This is a genomic window from Pseudomonas sp. R43(2017), assembly GCF_002112345.1.
GTDB classification, from domain to species: domain Bacteria; phylum Pseudomonadota; class Gammaproteobacteria; order Pseudomonadales; family Pseudomonadaceae; genus Aquipseudomonas; species Aquipseudomonas kribbensis.
Genome location: NZ_NEHJ01000010.1, coordinates 39503 through 58390 on the forward strand (window position 1 = coordinate 39503; position 18888 = coordinate 58390).

Genomic DNA, 18888 nt, shown 5'->3' on the forward strand with positions numbered 1-18888 from the left:
TGTCCTTGTCCCGTTCTCTCGGGAAGCCTGGCCTTCGTCGTTGAAGGTCGGGCTTTATGTCAGTTGAAAACGATAATGCAGCGGTTGTGCCAAGTCGCGGTGAGCCTTGAATTCATTGATGTGGCGCAGACATAGGCCGGAGAGCCATTGTGGTTTTTGCACCGATTGGATGCGGCTTGCCCGCTAATGGAGCGACGAGTCAGCCATGAAACAACAGGAACAGCAGCACCAGATTGCCCAGCAGCGCCAGTAACGCCAATGTCCGCCAGACCTTCAGCGGCTCTCGTTCGAGCAAGGGGCGAGGGCGTACATTCAGGCTGCGGCGCTCACCCTGTTCCAGTGTGAGCAGCCATTCCTCGGCGGTTTCATAGCGTTGCAACGGATCGGCCGAGACCCCGCGTTCCAGACACTGCGCCAGCCATTCCGGCAGATCCGGTCGATAACGCGCTGCACTCACTGGCACCCCGAAACGCGGACGCTGGAAGGCTTCGATCTCGCCGTAGGGAAAATACCCGGTGAGCAGGAAATACAAGGTCACGCCCACCGAATACAGATCCTGACGAGCCTCGGGTGCATCACCCCGAAAGGACTCCGGGGCGATGTAGCTAGGAGTGCCGGGCAAGGTTGACGGCGTGTCCTGCGAAAGACCGGGGCAATACGCCAGGCCGAAATCCAGCAGACGCAACTCGCCGTCGTCCCCCAGCAGCAGGTTTTCCGGTTTGATGTCGCGGTGCAGTATCTGCCGTCGATGCAGCAGACCGACGGCACGTAGCAGGCGTTCGGCCACGTCCTGCCACTGAGGCAGCGACAACGGGCCGTTTTGCTCGAATAGCTGCGCGAGGGTGATTCCCGAATATTCACGCATCACGTAGTACAAATGCTGACGCTGACTGGCGCTATGGACTTCAGGGAAATGTCGCCCGGCCACGCGTTTGAGAAACCATTCCTCCGCCAGCAAGGCCTGACCTGCGTGGGCATCGTCCGCCAGCCGTGTGGGCAGGGTCTTCAACAGCCATGCCTGACCCTGACTATCAAGTACGCGATACAGCAGCGATTGCTGGCTTTGGCCGACAATGCCTTGAACCTGCCAGCCTTCGAAGGTCTGGCCCGGTTTGAGCGTCGGGGGCAGCGGCCATTGCTGCAGCTGGATCAACGCATCGCCGATGCTCGCTTCCCCCACGGCATCCACCCGCACCAGCAAGGCGCTGGCGTTGTCCTGGCTGCCGGCCAGATGCGCGGCGTTGACCAGCGTTTGTGCCGCACTTTGCAAATCCGGTTGATCGCGCAGGATCCCGGTGATGGCCGTGTCGCCAAGCACGGCCCAGACACCGTCGCTGAGCAGCACGAAACATTCGCCCTCACGCAGTTCGCCGTCGAGAAAGTCCAGCACCAGATGCTGATCCAGCCCTAGTGCACGCTTGAGCACGTGTTGCATGCCCGGTTGCTCCCAGACGTGATCCTCGGTGATCCGCTGCAGGGTGTCGGCATGCCAGCGATAGACCCGACAATCCCCCACATGCGCCAGCGTGAAGCGTCTGCCGCGCAGGACCAGCGCGCTGACGGTGGTGAGCAATGGCAGGCCACCGCCATTGGCCTGCAACCAGCGGTTTTGCGCGAGCAGCAGGCGATCCAGCGCCTGGGCCGCGCTCCAGGTCTGCGGGGTGGCGTAGTAGTCCAGCGCCAGCGCCTGCAGGGTCGAGCGCGCAGCCAGACCGCCATCGGCGCACTGGCTGACACCGTCGGCGATGACGAACAGAAACCCTTTGCTGGCGGCCAGCGCCGGGGCCGGCGTGACCAGGCGCAAGGCGTCCTGATTCTCCGCGCGCGGTCCGGTGGCGCTGGCTTCGGCGAAGCTCAGTTGCAGGGCCATGCGGGCCTCAGACCCGGGCAGCGGTCACGGCCGCCGAACCCCAGGTGGTTCTCCAGCGACGCTTGACCCCGTGCAGGCCGAACCACGCCAATACGCCAAGGCTGGCGAACAACCACAGGGCCAGTTGATAGCTGCCGGTGCTCTGTTTGATCGCACCCATGCCTGCTGCCAGAGCGAAACCGCCGATGCCGCCGGCCATGCCGATCAGCCCGGTCATCACGCCGATCTCCCGGCGAAAGCGCTGCGGTACCAGTTGGAACACCGCACCGTTACCCGCGCCGAGACCGAGCATGGTGCAGACGAAAAGTGCCAGTGCCGCGTAGGAACTCGGCAGGTTGAAGCCGACTGCCGCGATGCAGACCGCGGCCACCGTGTACATCGCCAGCAATGTGCGAATCCCGCCGAAACGGTCGGCGAGCGCGCCGCCCAGAGGGCGCATCAGGCTGCCGCCGAACACGCAGGCGGCAGTGTAGTAACCGGCGGTGACCGGGCTCAAACCGTATTGATCGTTGAAGTAGCCGGGCAGGGCGCTGGCCAGGCCGATGAAACCGCCGAAGGTGACGCTGTAGAAAAACATGAACCACCAGCTGTCGCGGTCGCCCAGGGCCTTGAAGTAGTCAGCCATGGATTTGGCCTTTGGTCGCTCCGGCGCGTTTTTCGCCAGCCAGGCAAACAGCACCAGCGTCAGGATCAGCGGAATCAGGGCGAAACCGAACACGTTGCTCCAGCCGAACGCCGCCGCCAGTACCGGAGCGATCAGCGCCGCGAACACGGTCCCGGAGTTGCCGGCCCCGGCGATGCCCATCGCCTTGCCCTGATGCTCCGGCGGATACCACTGCGAGGCCAGCGGCAGCGCTACGGCGAACGAGGCGCCGGCCATGCCGAGGAACAAGCCGAGCAACAAGGCTTGTTCGTAGCTGTGGATGCCAAGTTTCCAGGCACCGAACAGCGCGCCAATCACGATCACCTGACCGATCAGGCCAGCGGTTTTCGGCGACAGGCGATCGGCGAGCATGCCCATCGCAAAGCGCAGCACGGCGCCGGCCAGAATCGGTGTGGCCACCACCAGGCCGCGCTGTTGGGTGGTCAGGTGCAAGTCGGAGGCAATCTGCACCGCCAACGGGCCAAGCAGATACCAGACCATGAAGCTCAGGTCGAAATACAGGAAGGCCGCGAACAGGGTCGGGGTGTGGCCGGATTTCCAGAAGCTTTTATTCATCGCGCACCTCAGCGGTAGAGAATCTCGAGAAGGAGTCAGAACCAGCACAGTGGGGCGCCGCCACGGCCGCACCACCGGCCCCGGTCAATGGGGCCAAAACGCAAAAACGCCGCTACCCGGATCGCCGAAAGGGGCGAAGAAGGTGAGCGACGTCTTTGTCGTGGGTGGGGCAACCGCCGTTGGTTACCTGTAGGAATTGCTTAGCGAGATCTGTGCCAGCTCAGCCAAGCAACTCGCTCATGGCAATGATCTGCTCCGCCACCTGAATCAGTTTCTGCTGACGGCTCATGGCCTGGCGGCGCATCAGGGTGTAGGCCTCTTCTTCGTTGCAGTCCTTCATTTTCATCAACAGACCCTTGGCCAGTTCGATGCGTTTGCGCTCGGCCAGTTGCTGGTCGCGGGCCTGAAGCTGGGCTCGCAAGGCCTGGTCGCTTTCGAAGCGGGCCATGGCCACGTCGAGAATCGGCTGCAAGCGTTGTGCGTGAATGCCTTCGACGATGTAGGCACTGACCCCGGACTTGATCGCCTGACGCATCACGTCGGGGTCGTGCTCGTCGGTGAACATCACGATCGGCCGGGGTTGGTCGCGGCTGACCAGCACCACTTGTTCCATCACATCGCGACCCGGTGACTCGGTATCGATCAGGATCACGTCCGGGCGCACCGTTTCGACGCGCGCAGGCAGGTCGATGGTCAGGCCGGACTCGTCGATCACCTCGAAACCGGCCTCGGTCAGCGCAGCTTTCAGGCGGCCGACTTTTTTCGCCGTGTCGTTGATCAGCAGAATGCGCAGCATGTTCGCGGTCTCCTGTCAGCGACGGGCGAGAAGAGGAGCGTTGTTGCTCAACGCGTGCAGCTTGAAACTTTGCGCGTAAGCGGCCGGGTCGCTGCCGTCCCAGACCTTGCCGTCGATCAACTGGCTGCTGCGCATGTCCTCGGTGCCGACCGGCACGCCGACGGCGCTGGCGGCGTCGCGGTACAGCGCCAGTTGCTGAACCTGACGGGCGACGGCGAGGTAGTCCGGGTTATCGCGCAGCAGACCCCAGCGGCGGAACTGGGTCATGAACCACATGCCGTCCGACAGATACGGCAGATTCACCGCACCATCGCCGTGAAAGCGCAGGGCGTGCGGATCCTGCCAGCGATTGCCCAGACCGTCGTCGTAATCGCCGAGAAAACGCGGTTCGATGCAGGACACCGGGGCGTCGAGGTACTCGGCGGCGCTGAGCAGGTGCGCGGTGCTGCGGCGGTTTTCCGGGCTTTCTTCGATGAAACGGCTGGCTTCGAGGATCGCCATCACCAGCGCCCGGGCCGTATTGGGGTATTGCTCGACGAAGGCGCGGGTGCAGCCGAGGACTTTTTCCGGATGGTCGGGCCAGATGGTCTGGCTGGTCGCCAGGGTGAAACCGAGATCCTGCTGCACGGCGCTGGCCGCCCACGGCTCGCCGACGCAGAAGCCGTCGATGCGACCTGCCTGCAGGTGCGCGACCATTTGCGGCGGCGGCACCACCACGCTGTCGACATCCTGCAACGGATGAATTCCTTGACTCGCCAGCCAGTAATACAGCCACATTGCATGGGTGCCGGTGGGGAAGGTCTGGGCAAAGGTCAGCCTTGCGCGGGTTTGGTGCACATGGCGGTGCAGCGCCTCAGGACCGGTCACGCCCAGGCTCTGCAAACCGTGGGACAGGTTGAGGCTCTGGCCGTTCTGGTTCAGGCCCATCAGCACCGCCATGTCGGTGGAAGCAACGCCGCCGATGCCCAGGTGCACTGCATAGATCAGGCCGTAGAGGCTGTGGGCGGCATCGAGTTCACCGCTGACCAGATTGTCCCGCAGGTTGGCCCATGAACTCTGGCGTTTGAGATTCAGGGTCAGGCCGTAAGGCTGGGCAAAGCCCTGCGTGGCGGCGACCACCACCGAAGCGCAGTCGCTCAGGGCCATGAAACCGAGGTTGATCGCGCTTTTTTCCGGGGCATCGCTGCCGTTGACCCAGGCCAGTGGCCCGACGGAGGTTTGAGTCATGAAAAACCACCCTCAAAAAAAACGCCGTCCGAGGCTTTGCCCGCGCAAAACCGAGAGACGACGCCATTGTCCTTGCCTGCACGCCACCATTGGCCTGCGGGCTGATATCGGGGGAAGGTGCAAGGCATATGCCAGCGCAGCGGATTTGCGCATGCGCCTCGCGCGGCGGGGTGATGCCCGGCTATAATCGCCGCCTCTTTTCGCCGCCCGAGTCATAGCCGCCCATGTACACCCTGGCCCGTCAGCTGTTGTTCAAACTTTCCCCGGAAACCTCCCACGATCTGTCGCTGGATCTGATCGGCGCGGGCGGGCGTTTGGGTCTCAACGGCTTGCTGTGCAAGGCGCCGGCGTCGCTGCCGGTGAACGTGATGGGCCTGCAGTTCCCGAACCCTGTCGGTCTGGCGGCCGGTCTGGACAAGAACGGCGCGGCCATCGACGGCTTCGCGCAGCTGGGTTTCGGTTTTGTCGAAATCGGCACCGTGACCCCGCGTCCACAGCCGGGCAACCCGAAACCACGGATTTTCCGCCTGCCGGAAGCCGAGGCGATCATCAACCGCATGGGTTTCAACAACCTCGGTGTGGATAACCTGCTGGCGCGGGTGGCGGCGGCCAAATACAAGGGCGTGCTGGGGATCAACATCGGCAAGAACTTCGACACCCCGGTCGAGCGCGCGGTGGATGACTACCTGATCTGCCTGGACAAGGTCTACGCCCACGCCAGTTACGTCACGGTCAACGTCAGCTCGCCGAACACCCCGGGCCTGCGCAGCCTGCAATTCGGCGATTCGCTCAAGCAGTTGCTGGCGGACCTGGCCACACGCCGCGCCGAGCTGGCCCTGCGCCACGGCAAACATGTTCCGCTGGCGATCAAGATCGCGCCGGACATGACCGACGAAGAAACCGCGCAAGTCGCCCAAGCGCTGATCGAAACCGGGATGGACGCGGTGATTGCGACCAACACCACCCTCAGCCGCGTGGGCGTCGAAGGCATGGAGCACGGTGACGAGGCGGGCGGTCTGTCCGGTGCGCCGGTGCGTGAGAAGAGCACCCATACCGTGAAAGTGCTGGCGTCCGAGCTAGGCGGCAAGCTGCCGATCATCGCGGCCGGCGGCATCACCGAAGGCAAGCATGCGGCCGAGAAGATCGCTGCCGGCGCGAGCCTGGTGCAGATCTACTCCGGCTTCATCTACAAGGGCCCGGCGCTGATCCGCGAATCCGTGGACGCCATCGCCGCCAAGCGCTGATCATCGGACATAAAAAGGCAGGCATAAAAAAGGGCTCCTCGAAGGAGCCCCTGGGCCGTAGCCCGCCGTCCGGGAAGGACGTGCATGGTGATCAGGGTGTTGCGAAATCAGATTGTCGTGTCGGAATAAATGCCCTGTGTCAGCCGACGGCGTGAAGTTCGTTGAGTCTGTGGATTCCCGCAGTGCCGGTCATACCGTCCCAGTTGTCGCCGCGTCCTTCTCGCCAGCCGTTGATCCAGGCTTGACGTACCGACGGTAGAGTAAATGGGCAAAGCTCACGGGATTTGCCACCAACGCCATATTGATATCCGCGCAAAAATGCTCTTTCCAACGGATCACGCTTAAGTCTTCTCATAGGGTGTTTCCCTCACTTGTTGACTGTTTTTGTCGCGTCGACCTCAATTGAGGTCTGGCAGAAAAACTCTGCCGTTGGCGGCTCGCTGCCGGCGTGGCGAGCCAAGGTGTTGACGCCGTTGCGACGTCAACCTGTGTCCAGTTCTAACCAATGAGTCACATCGAGGGAATGACCGTTTTGTCATAAGGACGTAACGAAAAGGGTGCTATGGCGATAAGTAACGGCAGGTTTCATGAATGTTTATTCACCAAACCCCGGTATGATCGGCCCTGCGCTGTATGACAGGTTTAATGCCTTAGTGAGAATGACCCACGTTTACCGTCGGGTACTTTTCGACGAAGGGTTGCTTTGAGTCATTTTGTTGCATCAACTTTTTTATCTGTCCCGGCATCTAAGCTCCTTTGACCCGAGCAGCGGGGATGGAACGGCACACCTTCGTGCCACGCGGGCGCTCTTGTAGAAAAGCGCCTGATTCAAAACCGGATCGGCAATGCGTTGCCGGTTCATTAGCCAAAGGCTCTGGAAAAACCATGTCCGACCGTTTCGAACTCTTCCTCACTTGCCCCAAAGGCCTTGAAGGCCTGCTCATCGAGGAAGCCGTCGGGCTTGGCCTTGAAGAAGCCCGCGAGCACACCTCCGCCGTGCGTGGCATGGCGACCATGGAAACCGCTTATCGCCTGTGCCTCTGGTCGCGTCTGGCCAACCGCGTGTTGCTGGTGCTCAAGCGCTTCCCGATGAAAAACGCCGAAGACCTGTACCACGGCGTACTCGACGTCGACTGGCAGGACCACATGCTCGCCGACGGCACCCTGGCTGTTGAATTCAGCGGCCACGGCTCGGGCATCGACAACACCCATTTCGGCGCCTTGAAGGTCAAGGACGCCATCGTCGACAAACTGCGCACCCCGCAGGGTGATCGCCCGAGCATCGACAAGCTCAACCCGGACCTGCGCATTCACCTGCGACTGGATCGCGGCGAAGCGATTCTGTCCCTCGACCTCTCCGGCCACAGCCTGCACCAGCGCGGCTACCGCTTGCAGCAGGGTGCTGCGCCGCTGAAGGAAAACCTGGCAGCCGCGATCCTGATCCGTTCCGGCTGGCCGCGCATAGCTGCCGAAGGTGGCGCGCTGGCTGACCCGATGTGCGGTGTCGGCACGTTCCTGGTCGAAGCCGGCATGATCGCCGCCGATATGGCGCCGAACCTGCGTCGCGAGCAGTGGGGCTTCACCGCGTGGCTCGGTCACGTACCGGCGCTGTGGAAGAAACTGCACGAAGAAGCCGTCGAGCGTGCCGCTGCCGGTCTGGCCAAGCCACCGCTGTGGATCCGAGGTTATGAAGCCGATCCACGACTGATCCAGCCGGGCCGCAACAACGTCGAGCGCGCCGGCCTGAGCGAATGGATCAAGATCTATCAGGGCGAAGTCGCGACGTTCGAACCGCGTCCGGACCAGAACCAGAAAGGTCTGGTGATTTGCAACCCGCCTTACGGCGAGCGTCTCGGTGACGAAGCCAGCCTGTTGTACCTCTACCAGAACCTTGGCGAGCGCCTGCGTCAGGCCTGCCTGAACTGGGAAGCCGCGGTGTTCACCGGCGCTCCGGACCTGGGCAAGCGCATGGGCATCCGCAGCCACAAACAGTATTCGTTCTGGAACGGCGCGCTGCCGTGCAAGCTGCTGTTGATCAAAGTGTTGCCGGATCAGTTCGTCACCGGCGAGCGTCGTACCCCGGAGCAGCGTCAGGCCGAGCGCGAGCAGGCTGCCTACGATCAGGCTCCGGACGAGCCGCAAGAGCGCAAATACAACAAGAACGGTAACCCGATCAAACCGACGCCGGCCCCGGCTCCGGTGATCGAGCAACCACGCCTGAGTGAAGGCGGGCAGATGTTTGCCAACCGCCTGCAGAAGAACCTCAAGGCGATGGGCAAGTGGGTCAAGCGCGAAGGCATCGACTGCTACCGCGTCTACGATGCGGACATGCCGGAATACGCCATGGCCATCGACCTGTATCACGACTGGGTTCACGTTCAGGAATATGCCGCGCCGAAGTCCATCGACCCGGAAAAGGCCTCGATCCGCATGTTCGATGCGCTGGCGGCCATCCCGCAGGCACTGAACATCGACAAGAGCCGCGTGGTGGTCAAGCGCCGCGAGCGTCAGAGCGGCACCAAGCAGTACGAACGTCAGGCGGCCCAGGGCAAGTTCAACGAAGTCACCGAAGGCGGCGTGAAGCTGCTGGTGAACCTCACCGATTACCTCGACACCGGGCTGTTCCTCGATCACCGGCCGATGCGCATGCGGATCCAGAAAGAGGCGGCCGGCAAGCGCTTCCTCAACCTGTTCTGCTACACCGCGACCGCCAGTGTGCACGCAGCCAAGGGCGGCGCGCGCAGCACCACCAGCGTCGACCTGTCGAAAACCTACCTCGACTGGGCGCGCCGCAACCTGTCGCTCAACGGTTTTTCCGACAAGAACCGTCTGGAGCAGGGCGATGTGATGGCGTGGCTGGAAAGCAGCCGCGACGAGTACGACCTGATCTTCATCGACCCGCCGACCTTCTCCAACTCCAAGCGCATGGAAGGGATCTTTGACGTGCAGCGTGACCAGGTGCAATTGATCGACCTGGCCATGGCACGTCTGGCAGCCGGCGGGGTGTTGTACTTCTCCAACAACTTCCGCAAGTTCCAGCTGGAAGACAACCTGGCCGAGCGTTATGCGGTCGAGGAAATCACCGCCAGCACCATCGACCCGGATTTCGCCCGCAACGGCAAGATCCACCGCGCCTGGAAAATCACGGCTCGTTGACGCTCTGCATAATTGGATCCACAGAGCCTTGATTTTAAAGGTTCTTGGATCCGATCAGAGCTAGCCAAATTAATGGCTAATAGCTATAACTCACTCACGGCCAATGGGGTTATCCCGTAAGTACTGGCGTAGTGAGTGGCCCATATGTCGTTGCACCCCGTGCGCCCAAAGATCCTGGGTTTTATCAGTGAAGAAGTTTCGGCCTGGCTGGTCGCGCTGCTGGTATTGCTCGCCGGCGGGATTCTCACGGGGCTGCTGGCCTGGGCCACCCTCAATCAGTTTCACAGCCAGTTGCGCCAGCGTTTCCAACTGCTGGCCAACGAGCGTTACAGCCGTATCGAAGAACGCTTTCAGGATCAGGAACAACGCCTCGACGGCCTGCGCCGGTTCTTCGCCAACTCCGAATCGGTGTCCCGCGCCGAATTCGACGGCTACACCCAACCTTTATTACTGCGCACCCAGGCCTATTCGTTCGCCTTGCGGGTGAGCGGTGCCGAGCGCGCCGCGTTCGAGCAGCGGGTGCGTGACGAAGGCCTGAGCACCTTCAGCGTGCGCGAACTCAATACCCGCGGCGAACTGCAACTGGCCGCCGCCCGGGATGAATACGTCGTCGTGGTGTACAGCCAGACCCAGAGCCGCCTCGGTTCCCCCCTGGGCTACGACTTGCTGGCCCAGCCGCTGCGTCGTTCGACTCTGGAGCGCGCCGATCAGCTCGGTGGCCTGGCGGTATCGCAGCCGATGCATCTGGTCAGTATCGAACCGGCCTATGCGCGGGGCGTGCTGCTGGTGGCGCCGGTGCGGCGCGAGGGTGAGCCCAAGTCCTTCGGTTATGTGATGGCGGTGATCAGCATGCGCCAGTTGCTCGCCGACGGGCTGCCGGACGCGCTGCATGATTACCTCTCGGTGCGCATCCTCGACCTGTCGACCAATGACCAGCACGAGGTGCTGTTCGAGTCGACCAATGATCCGGCGCCCAGCGATCTGTCGACCACGCGGCTGGTGCGCATGGCCGATCATGACTATCAGGTCGACATTTCGCCCAGCGAAGCCTTTCTGCAAGCCAACCATTCGTCGGTTGGCAGCGTGGTGGTCCTCGGCGGTTTGCTCAGCCTGTTGCTCAGTGCGCTGCTGTATGTGCTGGTCAGTCAGCGTCAGCGGGCCTTGCGCATGGTCGAGCTGCGCACCCAGGAACTGCATGAGCGCGAGCAGGAACTGCGGGGCACCCATGGCCAGTTGCGCGGGGTGCTCAACGCGGCGACTCAAGTGGCGATCATCGCTACCGACCTGCGCGGCGTGATCAACACCTTCAACCCCGGCGCGGAGCAGATGCTCGGCTATCGCAGCGCCGAGGTGGTCGGCCACATGACCCTGGAAAACCTGCATTTTCCCCGAGAGCTGATTACCCGTGCGGCGGAGCTGAGCGCCCGCTATGGCAAGGCCATCCCGACCTGCCAGGCGATGCTGGTGGAGGGCGGCGAAGTCGGCGGGCATGAGGCGCGCGAGTGGACGCTGGTGCGCAAGGACGGCAGCCATCTGCCGGTGAACATGCTGGCCACCCCGGTGCTCGATGAGCAGGGGCTTTGGGTCGGGCACCTGGCGATCTGCATCGATATCACCGAGCGCAAGCGTGTACACGAAGCCCTGGCGGCGCGAGACGTGCTGCTGAAGAAGCTCAGTGCCCACGTTCCCGGCGGCATCTATCAGTTCAAGATGGAGTTCGACGGGCGCTTCAGCGTGATCTACGCCAGCGACGGCATTCGCGAGATCTACGAGCTGGAGCCGGATGTGTTGCTGCTCAATGCCGAATCAATCTTCACCCGGATTCATCCGCAGGACGTCAGCCGCGTGCGCAAGTCGATCCGTGCCTCGGCGGACAACCTCAGTCCGTGGCGTGAGGAGTACCGCGTGCAATTGCCCGAGCGCGGCCTGCGCTGGGTACGCGGCGAAGCGACGCCCGAGGAGCTGCCGGGCGGTGGCGTGCTGTGGCATGGCTACATTTCGGACATCTCCGACCTGAAGCGCGTGGAGGAAGAACTGCGCGCGCTGTCGGTGACCGATGCGCTGACCGGCATTCACAACCGGCGCTATTTCCAGGAGCGTCTGACCACCGAAATGGCCCGGGTCGAGCGTGGCGGTGGCGAACTGTCGGTGATCATGCTCGACATCGACCACTTCAAACGGATCAACGATCAGTACGGCCATGCGGTCGGCGACCGGGTGTTGCAGGCGGTGTGCGAGCGCATCGGCCATCGCCTGCGGCGGACCGATGTGTTCTGTCGTCTGGGTGGCGAAGAGTTCATGGTGCTGTGCCCGGACATCGATGGCGATCATGCGTACATGCTGGCCGTGGAGTTGTGGCAAGGCCTGCGCGGGGCGCCGGTGGATGTGGTCGGTGTGGTGACCGCGAGTTTCGGGATTGCCAGCTGGCGGCCGGGGGAGGGCGCCGACTCGCTGTTGTTGCGGGCGGATTCGGGAGTTTACGCGGCGAAGCAGGGCGGGCGGGATCGGGTCGAGCGGCAGATGCACTGATCCGGTTTGCCGCTGAACACCTGTGGGAGCTCGCTCCCACAGTGTTTTCTGGTGTGCTTACAGAACCGAAGCCGTCTGCGGCGCTCGCGGCTGCTTGTAGAGATCCAGCAGCACCTGATCCAGCACCGACGACGCGCCGAACGGCGCCTTGTCGTTGAGGATCGCCACCACGGCCCAGGTGTTGCCGTTGACGTCGCGGCTGAAGCCGGCGATGGCGCGTACGGTGTTCAGGGTGCCGGTCTTGACGTGGGCCTCACCGCGCATTGCGGTGGTTTTCAGGCGTTTGCGCATGGTGCCGTCCATGCCGGCGATCGGCAGCGAGCTGATGTACTCGGCGGCGTACGGGCTGTGCCAGGCGGCTTGCAGCATCGCGGCCATTTCCCGGGCGCTGACCCGCTCGGCACGGGACAGGCCGGAACCGTTCTCCATCACCAGGTGCGGCGCGGTGATGCCTTTTCTCGCCAGCCACTGGCGGACCACGCGCTGCCCGGCCTTGGCGTCATCACCGTCGGCTTCGTTGCGGAATTTCTGGCCAAGGCTCAGGAACAGCTGCTGGGCCATGGTGTTGTTACTGTATTTGTTGATGTCACGGATGATTTCCGCCAGATCCGGCGAGAAGGCACGGGCCAGCACCTTGGCGTTGCTCGGCGTCGGGGCCAGACGGTCCTTGCCCTGGATGCTGCCGCCCAGTTCCTTCCAGATCGCCCGCACGGCGCCGGCGGTGTAGGTCGCGTGGTCGAGCAGCGACAGATAAGTCTGCGAGCTGCAGCCTTCGCCCAACTGACCGGCAACGGTCACGGTCACGCTGCCATCGGCCTGCGTCACCGGGTTGTAGCGCACGCCGCCGGTGCACTGCTTGGAGTTGAGCGCCTTGACGGTGTTTTCGATCTTGATGCTGGCAATCGGCGGTTCAACCGAGATCAGCACCCGGCCATTGTCATTGCGGGCCACGAAGCGCAGGGCCTTGAGGTTGACCAGCAGCGAGTCGGGCTTGACCAGGAACGGCTTGTTCTCGTCGTTGCCGTCATCGTTGAACTCAGGCAGTTGCGGCTGAATGAAGAAGCTGCGGTCCAGCACCAGGTCGCCGGTGATCTGGGTTACGCCGTTGGCGCGCAGGTCGCGCATCAGCAGCCAGAGTTTCTCCATGTTCAGCTTCGGATCGCCGCCGCCCTTGAGGTAGAGGTTGCCGTTGAGGATGCCGCCGCTCAGGTCGCCGTCGGTGTAGAACTCGGTTTTCCACTGGTGGTTGGGGCCGAGCATTTCCAGCGCCGCGTAGGTGGTCACCAGTTTCATGGTCGAGGCCGGGTTGACCGACACATCGGCGTTGTACACGGTCGGTGTGCCCGGGCCGTCCAGCGGCACCATCACCAGCGACAGAGCAGTAGGCTGCAGCTTGCTGGCCTTGAGGGCTTTTTCGACGTTGGGGGTCAGGGACGTGTTGATGGTGGCAGCGGAGACAGGCAAGGCCAGGGGAAGAAGAAGGCCGGCCAGGAGCAGAGGACGCAACGATTTGATCATATGAAATAAAACCCTACAGCCGAGGGGAAAAAGACGAGGACATGGATGAAAAGGCCCTCAGTGGTCATGAAAGTGTCGGCATTATGCCCCAAGGTGTAACAGCTTGTGCCTTTCCCAAGGGGCCCAATCGGTTATTTTTTTACGGGCGGTCGTACGCACGTCCCGGATAGGCGGGCAATCGCCGCCTTAAACTGGTAAAGTGCCGGCCGTTATTACTTAAGAGGATTGTTCCAATGGCGACTAACCGTTCCCAGCGTCTGCGCAAAAAACTGTGCGTCGATGAATTTCAAGAGCTGGGTTTCGAACTGAACCTGGGCTTCAAAGAAGACCTGTCCGAAGAAGCCATTGACGCTTTCCTCGAAGCATTCATCAAAGAAGCCATGGAAGCCAACGGTCTGGGCTATGTCGGCGGCGAAGACTTCGGTCTGGTTTGCCTGCAGAAGCGTGGCTCGGTCTCCGAAGAGCAGCGCGCTGCTGTCGAAGCCTGGCTGAAAACCCGCTCCGAGCTGACCACCACTGAAATCAGCCCGCTGCTGGACGTCTGGTATCCGGAAAAGCCGATCAACGCGGCCAAGTGATACTGAAAAAAACGGCGACCCTCGGGTCGCCGTTTTTTTATGCCTGCTTTTTAACGAGTCATGCCTTGCGCCAGTTCAGAATCAGCAAGGTCAGCACCCCCGCAACAATCCCCCAGAACGCCGAACCGATGGAGAACAGCGTCAGCCCCGACGCCGTGACCATGAAAGTGATCAATGCCGCTTCCCGTTCCTTCACCTCGGTCATGGCAATGCTCAAGCCATTGATGATCGAACCAAACAGCGCCAGCGCGGCAATCGACAGCACCAGTTCCTTGGGCAGCGCGGCAAACAGCGCCGCCAGCGTGGCGCCGAACACCCCGGCAATCCCGTAGAAAATCCCGCACCACACCGCCGCCGTGTAGCGTTTGTTGCGATCCTCGTGGGCGTGGGGCCCGGTGCAGATCGCGGCGCTGATGGCTGCGAGGTTGATGCCGTGGGAACCGAACGGCGCCAGCAAGAGCGACGCAATGCCTGTGGTGGTGATCAACGGCGAGGCCGGGACGTTGTAGCCATCGGCGCGCAGCACGGCGACGCCGGGCATGTTTTGCGAGGTCATCGCTACGACAAACAACGGAATGCCAATGCTGATGGTCGCGGCGAGGGAGAAGTGCGGCGTGGTCCAGACCGGCGTCGCCACTTCCAGGTGAAAACCGCTGAAATCCAGCAGCCCCATGAAGCCCGACAGTGCGGTGCCGATCAGCAGCGCGGCAAGCACCGCATAACGCGGCGTCAGGCGCTTGACCAACAGATAAGTGAAGAACATCCCCAGCACCAGCCCGGTGCGGTGCTGCGCGGCGACGAAGATTTCACTGCCAATCTTGAACAGGATCCCCGCCAGCAACGCGGCGGCGAGGGAGGCCGGGATCTTTTTCACCAGCCGTTCGAAGCTGCCGGTCAGGCCGCAGATCGTCACCAGCACCGCACAGGTAATGTAGGCGCCGATGGCTTCGCCGTAGGTGACGCCGCCAAGGCTGGTGATCAGCAGGGCTGCACCGGGCGTCGACCAGGCAATGGTGATCGGCGTCCGATAACGCAACGACAGGCCGATCGAACATACCGCCATGCCGATGGAAATTGCCCAGATCCACGAGGAAATCTGCCCGCTGGTCAGGCCCGCGGCTTGCCCGGCCTGGAACATCAGCACCAGCGAACTGGTGTAACCGGTCATCATCGCGATGAAACCGGCGACGATGGCGGAGGGCGATGTGTCCGCGAAGGGGCGCAGTCGGGTGTGGGTGATTTCGTTCATGACAGCGGCGTTCCTTGTACCAATGAAGATATTCGCAGCTACACGAAACCCTTGTGGGAGCGAGCTTGCTCGCGATGGCGGCGGAACAATCGACATTGGAGTTGAATGTACAACCGCTATCGCGAGCAAGCTCGCTCCCACAGGGATCGCGGATTCTGCGATCAAGCCTAAACTCAAACGTAACGATGCGTTGCAATACAGCCGAAGTCACAAATAGCCGTACAGTCGTGTTGCCACCTTCCATTGTGTACAATCGCGCTGTTTTTTACGCGATACTTGCCAGCGACCCACTGTGCCGTATTACAGTCACGGTCAATTCGCCGCCGCTCTTCCCGACTCGAGTGCCCATGAACGAACAGTTGCAACCCCTCAAGAAACAACCGCGAGCAGGCAAAGCCGGCCGCAGCGGAACCCAGGACGATATTGTCTATGCGCATATCTTCGAGGCCATCCTCGAACAACGCCTGGCGCCCGGTACAAAGTTGAGCGAAGAAGCGCTGGGGGAAATTTTCGGGGTCAGCCGCACCATCATTCGCCGCGCGCTCTCGCGTCTGGCCCATGAAGGTGTGGTGCTGTTGCGGCCGAACCGTGGCGCGGTAGTGGCGAGCCCGAGCGTCGAAGAGGCGCGTCAGGTGTTCCTCGCCCGGCGTCTGGTGGAGCGCGCAATCACTGAACTGGCGGTGCAGCACGCCACCGCCGAGCAGATTGCCGAACTACGGCAGATGGTCAACGACGAACGCGACAGCTTCTCCCGCGGCGATCGTGGTGCCGGTATCCGTCTCTCCGGCGAATTCCACCTGAAACTGGCCGAAGCGGCGAAGAACGCGCCGTTGATCAGCTTCCAGCGCAGCCTGGTTTCGCAGACTTCGCTGATCATCGCCCAATATGAAAGCGGCAACCGCTCGCACTGTTCCTATGACGAACACACCCAGTTGATCGACGCCATCGAAGCGCGCAACGGCGAGCTGGCGGTGGACCTGATGATGCATCACATGGATCACATCGACAGCAAACTCAACCTCGACGAGGAAAGTGCGTCCGACGATCTGCATGCGGTGTTCTCGCATCTGTTGCAGACCAAGAAGCCGGGGCGGCCTGCGGCCAAGCTCTGACTGGCACCGAGTCGCGGCATTCGCGGGCAAGCCCGCTCCCACATTTGAAATGCATTCCCCTGTGGGAGCGGGCTTGCCCGCGAAGACTTTCTGACGGGCAATAAAAATCCCCCGGAGCTGAACGCTAGCGGGGGATTTTTTATGCCTTGGAGAAACTCAGCGCTGATGTACCAGCGCACCCGCCGCGTAGGTCTGGGCCACGGTGCGGTCATCGCCCAGGGTCATCAGCACAAACAATGTTTCGGCGATATTGTTGGACTGCTTCAAGCGGTAGCTCAGCAACGGCGTGGCGTTGTAATCCAGCACCAGGAAGTCGGCGTCGGAACCCGGTTGCAGGTTGCCGATCTTGTCTTCCAGGCGCAGTGCCCGCGCGCCGCCGAGGGTGGCGAGGTACAGCGATTTGAACGGGCTCAGGCGCGCACCTTGCAACTGCATCACTTTGTAGGCTTCGTTCAGGGTCTGCAGCAGCGAGAAACTGGTGCCGCCGCCGACGTCCGTGCCGAGGCCGACGTTCAGTTTGTGCTTCTCGGCCATCGGCAGGTTGAACAGGCCGCTGCCGAGGAAGAAGTTCGAGGTCGGGCAGAACGAGATCGCCGAACCGGTTTCTGCCAGACGCGCGCATTCGTCGTCGCACAGGTGCACGCCATGGGCGAACACCGAACGCTCGCCGAGCAACTGGTAGTGATCGTAGACGTCGAGGTAGCCCTTGCGCTCCGGGAACAGCTCCTTGACCCACTCGATTTCCTTGAGGTTCTCGCTGATGTGGGTCTGCATGTACAGATCCGGGTATTCAGTCAGCAACTGGCCGGCGAGGGTCAACTGTTCCGGGGTGCTGGTCGGAGCGAAGCGCGGGGTTACGGCATAGTGCAGGCGACCTTTGCCGTGCCAGCGCTCGATCAGCGCCTTGCTGTCGACATAGCTGGATTCGGCGGTGTCGGTCAGGTAGTCCGGCGCATTGCGGTCCATCATCACCTTGCCGGCGATCATCCGCAGGTCGAGCTTCTCGGCCGCTTCGAAGAACGAGTTCACCGACTGCGGGTGCACGCTGCCGAACACCAGCGCGGTGGTGGTGCCGTTGCGCAGCAGCTCCTTGATGAAAATGTCCGCCACTTCATCGGCGTGGGCCTTGTCGCCGAACTGGCTTTCGCACGGGAAAGTGTAAGTGTTGAGCCAGTCCAGCAGTTGCTCGCCGTAGGCACCGACCATGCCGGTCTGTGGCAGGTGGATGTGGGTGTCGATGAAGCCCGGGGTGATCAGCGCATCCTTGTGATGCGTGATCTCGATATCCGCCGGCAAGGTCGGCAGCAGTTCGCTGGCGTGGCCGAGGGCGCTGATCTTGCCGCCATCGACCACCAGCAGGCCGTCCTCGAAATACTCGTAGGAGGCTTCGATGCCGACCTCGGCAGGGTCGGCGATGCTGTGCAGGATGGCGGCGCGGTAGGCTTTGCGAGTCAGAGGCATGAGGGTTCTCTAATCAGTTTGAGGCTTTGAGTGTGGCGGCCTGACTGCGGCGCGAAACCGGCAGCAGTTTGGCAATCGGTTCGGCGCTGGCGGTGTGCTGGCCGAAATTGGCGTTATAGGTGGCGATGATTTCGCCGGCGATGGAGATGGCGATTTCCACAGGCAACTTGCCTTTGACTTCGCTGATGCCCATCGGGCAGCGCATGCGTTGCACGACACTGGCGTCGAAACCACGGTCACGCAGGCGATGTTCGAACTTGGCGCGTTTGGTCTTCGAACCGATCAGGCCGAACCAGGTGAAGTCGTTGCGCTTGAGGATCGCGGCGGTGAGTTCCAGATCCAGCTGATGGTTGTGGGTCATGACGATGCAGTAGCTGCCGGCGGGCAAGTCGTCGATTTCATCCACAGGCTCTTCGGCGACGATTTTACGCACGCCGTGAGGAATCTGTTCGGGAAATTCCTCTTCCCGGGAATCGATCCAGCGCACCCGGCAGGGCAGGCTGGCGAGCAGCGGCACCAAGGCGCGGCCCACATGACCGGCGCCGAACACGGCGATCTGCGCCTGCACCTGGCCCATCGGCTCGAACAGCAATACCGTGGCGCCGCCGCAGCACTGGCCGAGGCTGGCGCCGAGGCTGAAGCGCTCCAGATGAGTATCCTGCCTGCCGCTGGCGAGCATTTCGCGGGCGATCTGCATGGCTTTGTATTCCAGGTGCCCGCCACCGATGGTGTCGAACATCTGGCGGGCGCTGACGACCATCTTCGAGCCCGCATTGCGCGGCGTCGAGCCGAGCTCTTCGATGATCGTCACCAGAACGCAGGGCTCGCCCTGGTTCTGCAGGTCGGCGAGGGCGTCGATCCAGTTGTACATGTTCACCTCGACATCTTCGTTGTCTGTTCGGGCCTCTTCGCGAGCAAGCCCGCTCCCA

At 62.2% G+C, this 18888-nt stretch carries 14 protein-coding genes; 5 read left to right on the plus strand and 9 right to left on the minus strand.

Annotation, left to right across the window (positions count from 1 at the left end; all coding sequences use genetic code 11):
• Positions 1-199 precede the first annotated feature (199 nt).
• The 4 genes from CAG02_RS25310 to CAG02_RS25325 form a co-directional block, all read right to left on the minus strand.
• Positions 200-1870 (minus strand): bifunctional protein-serine/threonine kinase/phosphatase, encoded by a 1671-nt coding sequence (locus tag CAG02_RS25310; protein ID WP_085711909.1) that lies wholly within the window; start codon positions 1868-1870, stop codon positions 200-202.
• Positions 1871-1877: 7 nt separating this feature from the next.
• Positions 1878-3089: a NarK/NasA family nitrate transporter gene (locus CAG02_RS25315; RefSeq protein ID WP_085711910.1), complete on the minus strand. Its 1212-nt coding sequence runs from the start codon at positions 3087-3089 to the stop codon at positions 1878-1880.
• Between the two features lie 220 nt (positions 3090-3309).
• Positions 3310-3885, minus strand: a complete 576-nt coding sequence (locus CAG02_RS25320) for an ANTAR domain-containing response regulator (protein ID WP_085711911.1) — start codon at positions 3883-3885, stop codon at positions 3310-3312.
• A gap of 15 nt (positions 3886-3900) precedes the next feature.
• Positions 3901-5112, minus strand: a complete 1212-nt coding sequence (locus tag CAG02_RS25325) for a CmpA/NrtA family ABC transporter substrate-binding protein (RefSeq protein WP_085711912.1) — start codon at positions 5110-5112, stop codon at positions 3901-3903.
• Between the two features lie 224 nt (positions 5113-5336).
• Between CAG02_RS25325 and CAG02_RS25330 the strand changes: the two genes are divergently transcribed.
• Positions 5337-6356: a quinone-dependent dihydroorotate dehydrogenase gene (locus tag CAG02_RS25330; RefSeq protein ID WP_011333259.1), complete on the plus strand. Its 1020-nt coding sequence runs from the start codon at positions 5337-5339 to the stop codon at positions 6354-6356.
• A gap of 139 nt (positions 6357-6495) precedes the next feature.
• Here the strand turns inward: CAG02_RS25330 and rmf are convergent, their stop codons facing one another.
• Complete coding sequence (gene rmf / locus CAG02_RS25335; RefSeq protein ID WP_003223300.1) at positions 6496-6711, minus strand: ribosome modulation factor; 216 nt, start codon at positions 6709-6711, stop codon at positions 6496-6498.
• Positions 6712-7241: 530 nt separating this feature from the next.
• Here rmf and rlmKL point away from each other — a divergent pair.
• Positions 7242-9512 (plus strand): bifunctional 23S rRNA (guanine(2069)-N(7))-methyltransferase RlmK/23S rRNA (guanine(2445)-N(2))-methyltransferase RlmL, encoded by a 2271-nt coding sequence (gene rlmKL / locus CAG02_RS25340; protein WP_085711913.1) that lies wholly within the window; start codon positions 7242-7244, stop codon positions 9510-9512.
• Between the two features lie 144 nt (positions 9513-9656).
• Positions 9657-12041 (plus strand): diguanylate cyclase, encoded by a 2385-nt coding sequence (locus CAG02_RS25345; RefSeq protein ID WP_085711914.1) that lies wholly within the window; start codon positions 9657-9659, stop codon positions 12039-12041.
• Positions 12042-12098: 57 nt separating this feature from the next.
• Here CAG02_RS25345 and dacB read toward each other — a convergent pair whose 3' ends face one another.
• Positions 12099-13559: a D-alanyl-D-alanine carboxypeptidase/D-alanyl-D-alanine-endopeptidase gene (gene dacB / locus CAG02_RS25350; RefSeq protein ID WP_085711915.1), complete on the minus strand. Its 1461-nt coding sequence runs from the start codon at positions 13557-13559 to the stop codon at positions 12099-12101.
• A gap of 233 nt (positions 13560-13792) precedes the next feature.
• Between dacB and CAG02_RS25355 the strand changes: the two genes are divergently transcribed.
• Positions 13793-14137, plus strand: coding sequence for a YggL family protein (locus tag CAG02_RS25355; protein WP_085711916.1), 345 nt, complete (start codon positions 13793-13795; stop codon positions 14135-14137).
• Positions 14138-14195: 58 nt separating this feature from the next.
• Here the strand turns inward: CAG02_RS25355 and CAG02_RS25360 are convergent, their stop codons facing one another.
• Positions 14196-15386, minus strand: coding sequence for a benzoate/H(+) symporter BenE family transporter (locus CAG02_RS25360; RefSeq protein WP_085711917.1), 1191 nt, complete (start codon positions 15384-15386; stop codon positions 14196-14198).
• 347 nt (positions 15387-15733) lie between these two features.
• Here CAG02_RS25360 and CAG02_RS25365 point away from each other — a divergent pair, with 347 nt between their 5' ends.
• Positions 15734-16498, plus strand: a complete 765-nt coding sequence (locus CAG02_RS25365) for a GntR family transcriptional regulator (RefSeq protein ID WP_064378756.1) — start codon at positions 15734-15736, stop codon at positions 16496-16498.
• 156 nt (positions 16499-16654) lie between these two features.
• Here CAG02_RS25365 and guaD read toward each other — a convergent pair whose 3' ends face one another.
• On the minus strand, positions 16655-17959 hold the full coding sequence (guaD, locus tag CAG02_RS25370; protein ID WP_085711918.1) for a guanine deaminase: 1305 nt from the start codon (positions 17957-17959) through the stop codon (positions 16655-16657).
• Positions 17960-17972: 13 nt separating this feature from the next.
• Positions 17973-18830 carry a xanthine dehydrogenase accessory protein XdhC gene (gene xdhC / locus CAG02_RS25375; RefSeq protein WP_085711919.1) on the minus strand — a complete coding sequence of 286 codons (858 nt, stop codon included), beginning with the start codon at positions 18828-18830 and terminating at the stop codon, positions 17973-17975.
• Between the last annotated feature and the right edge of the window lie 58 nt (positions 18831-18888).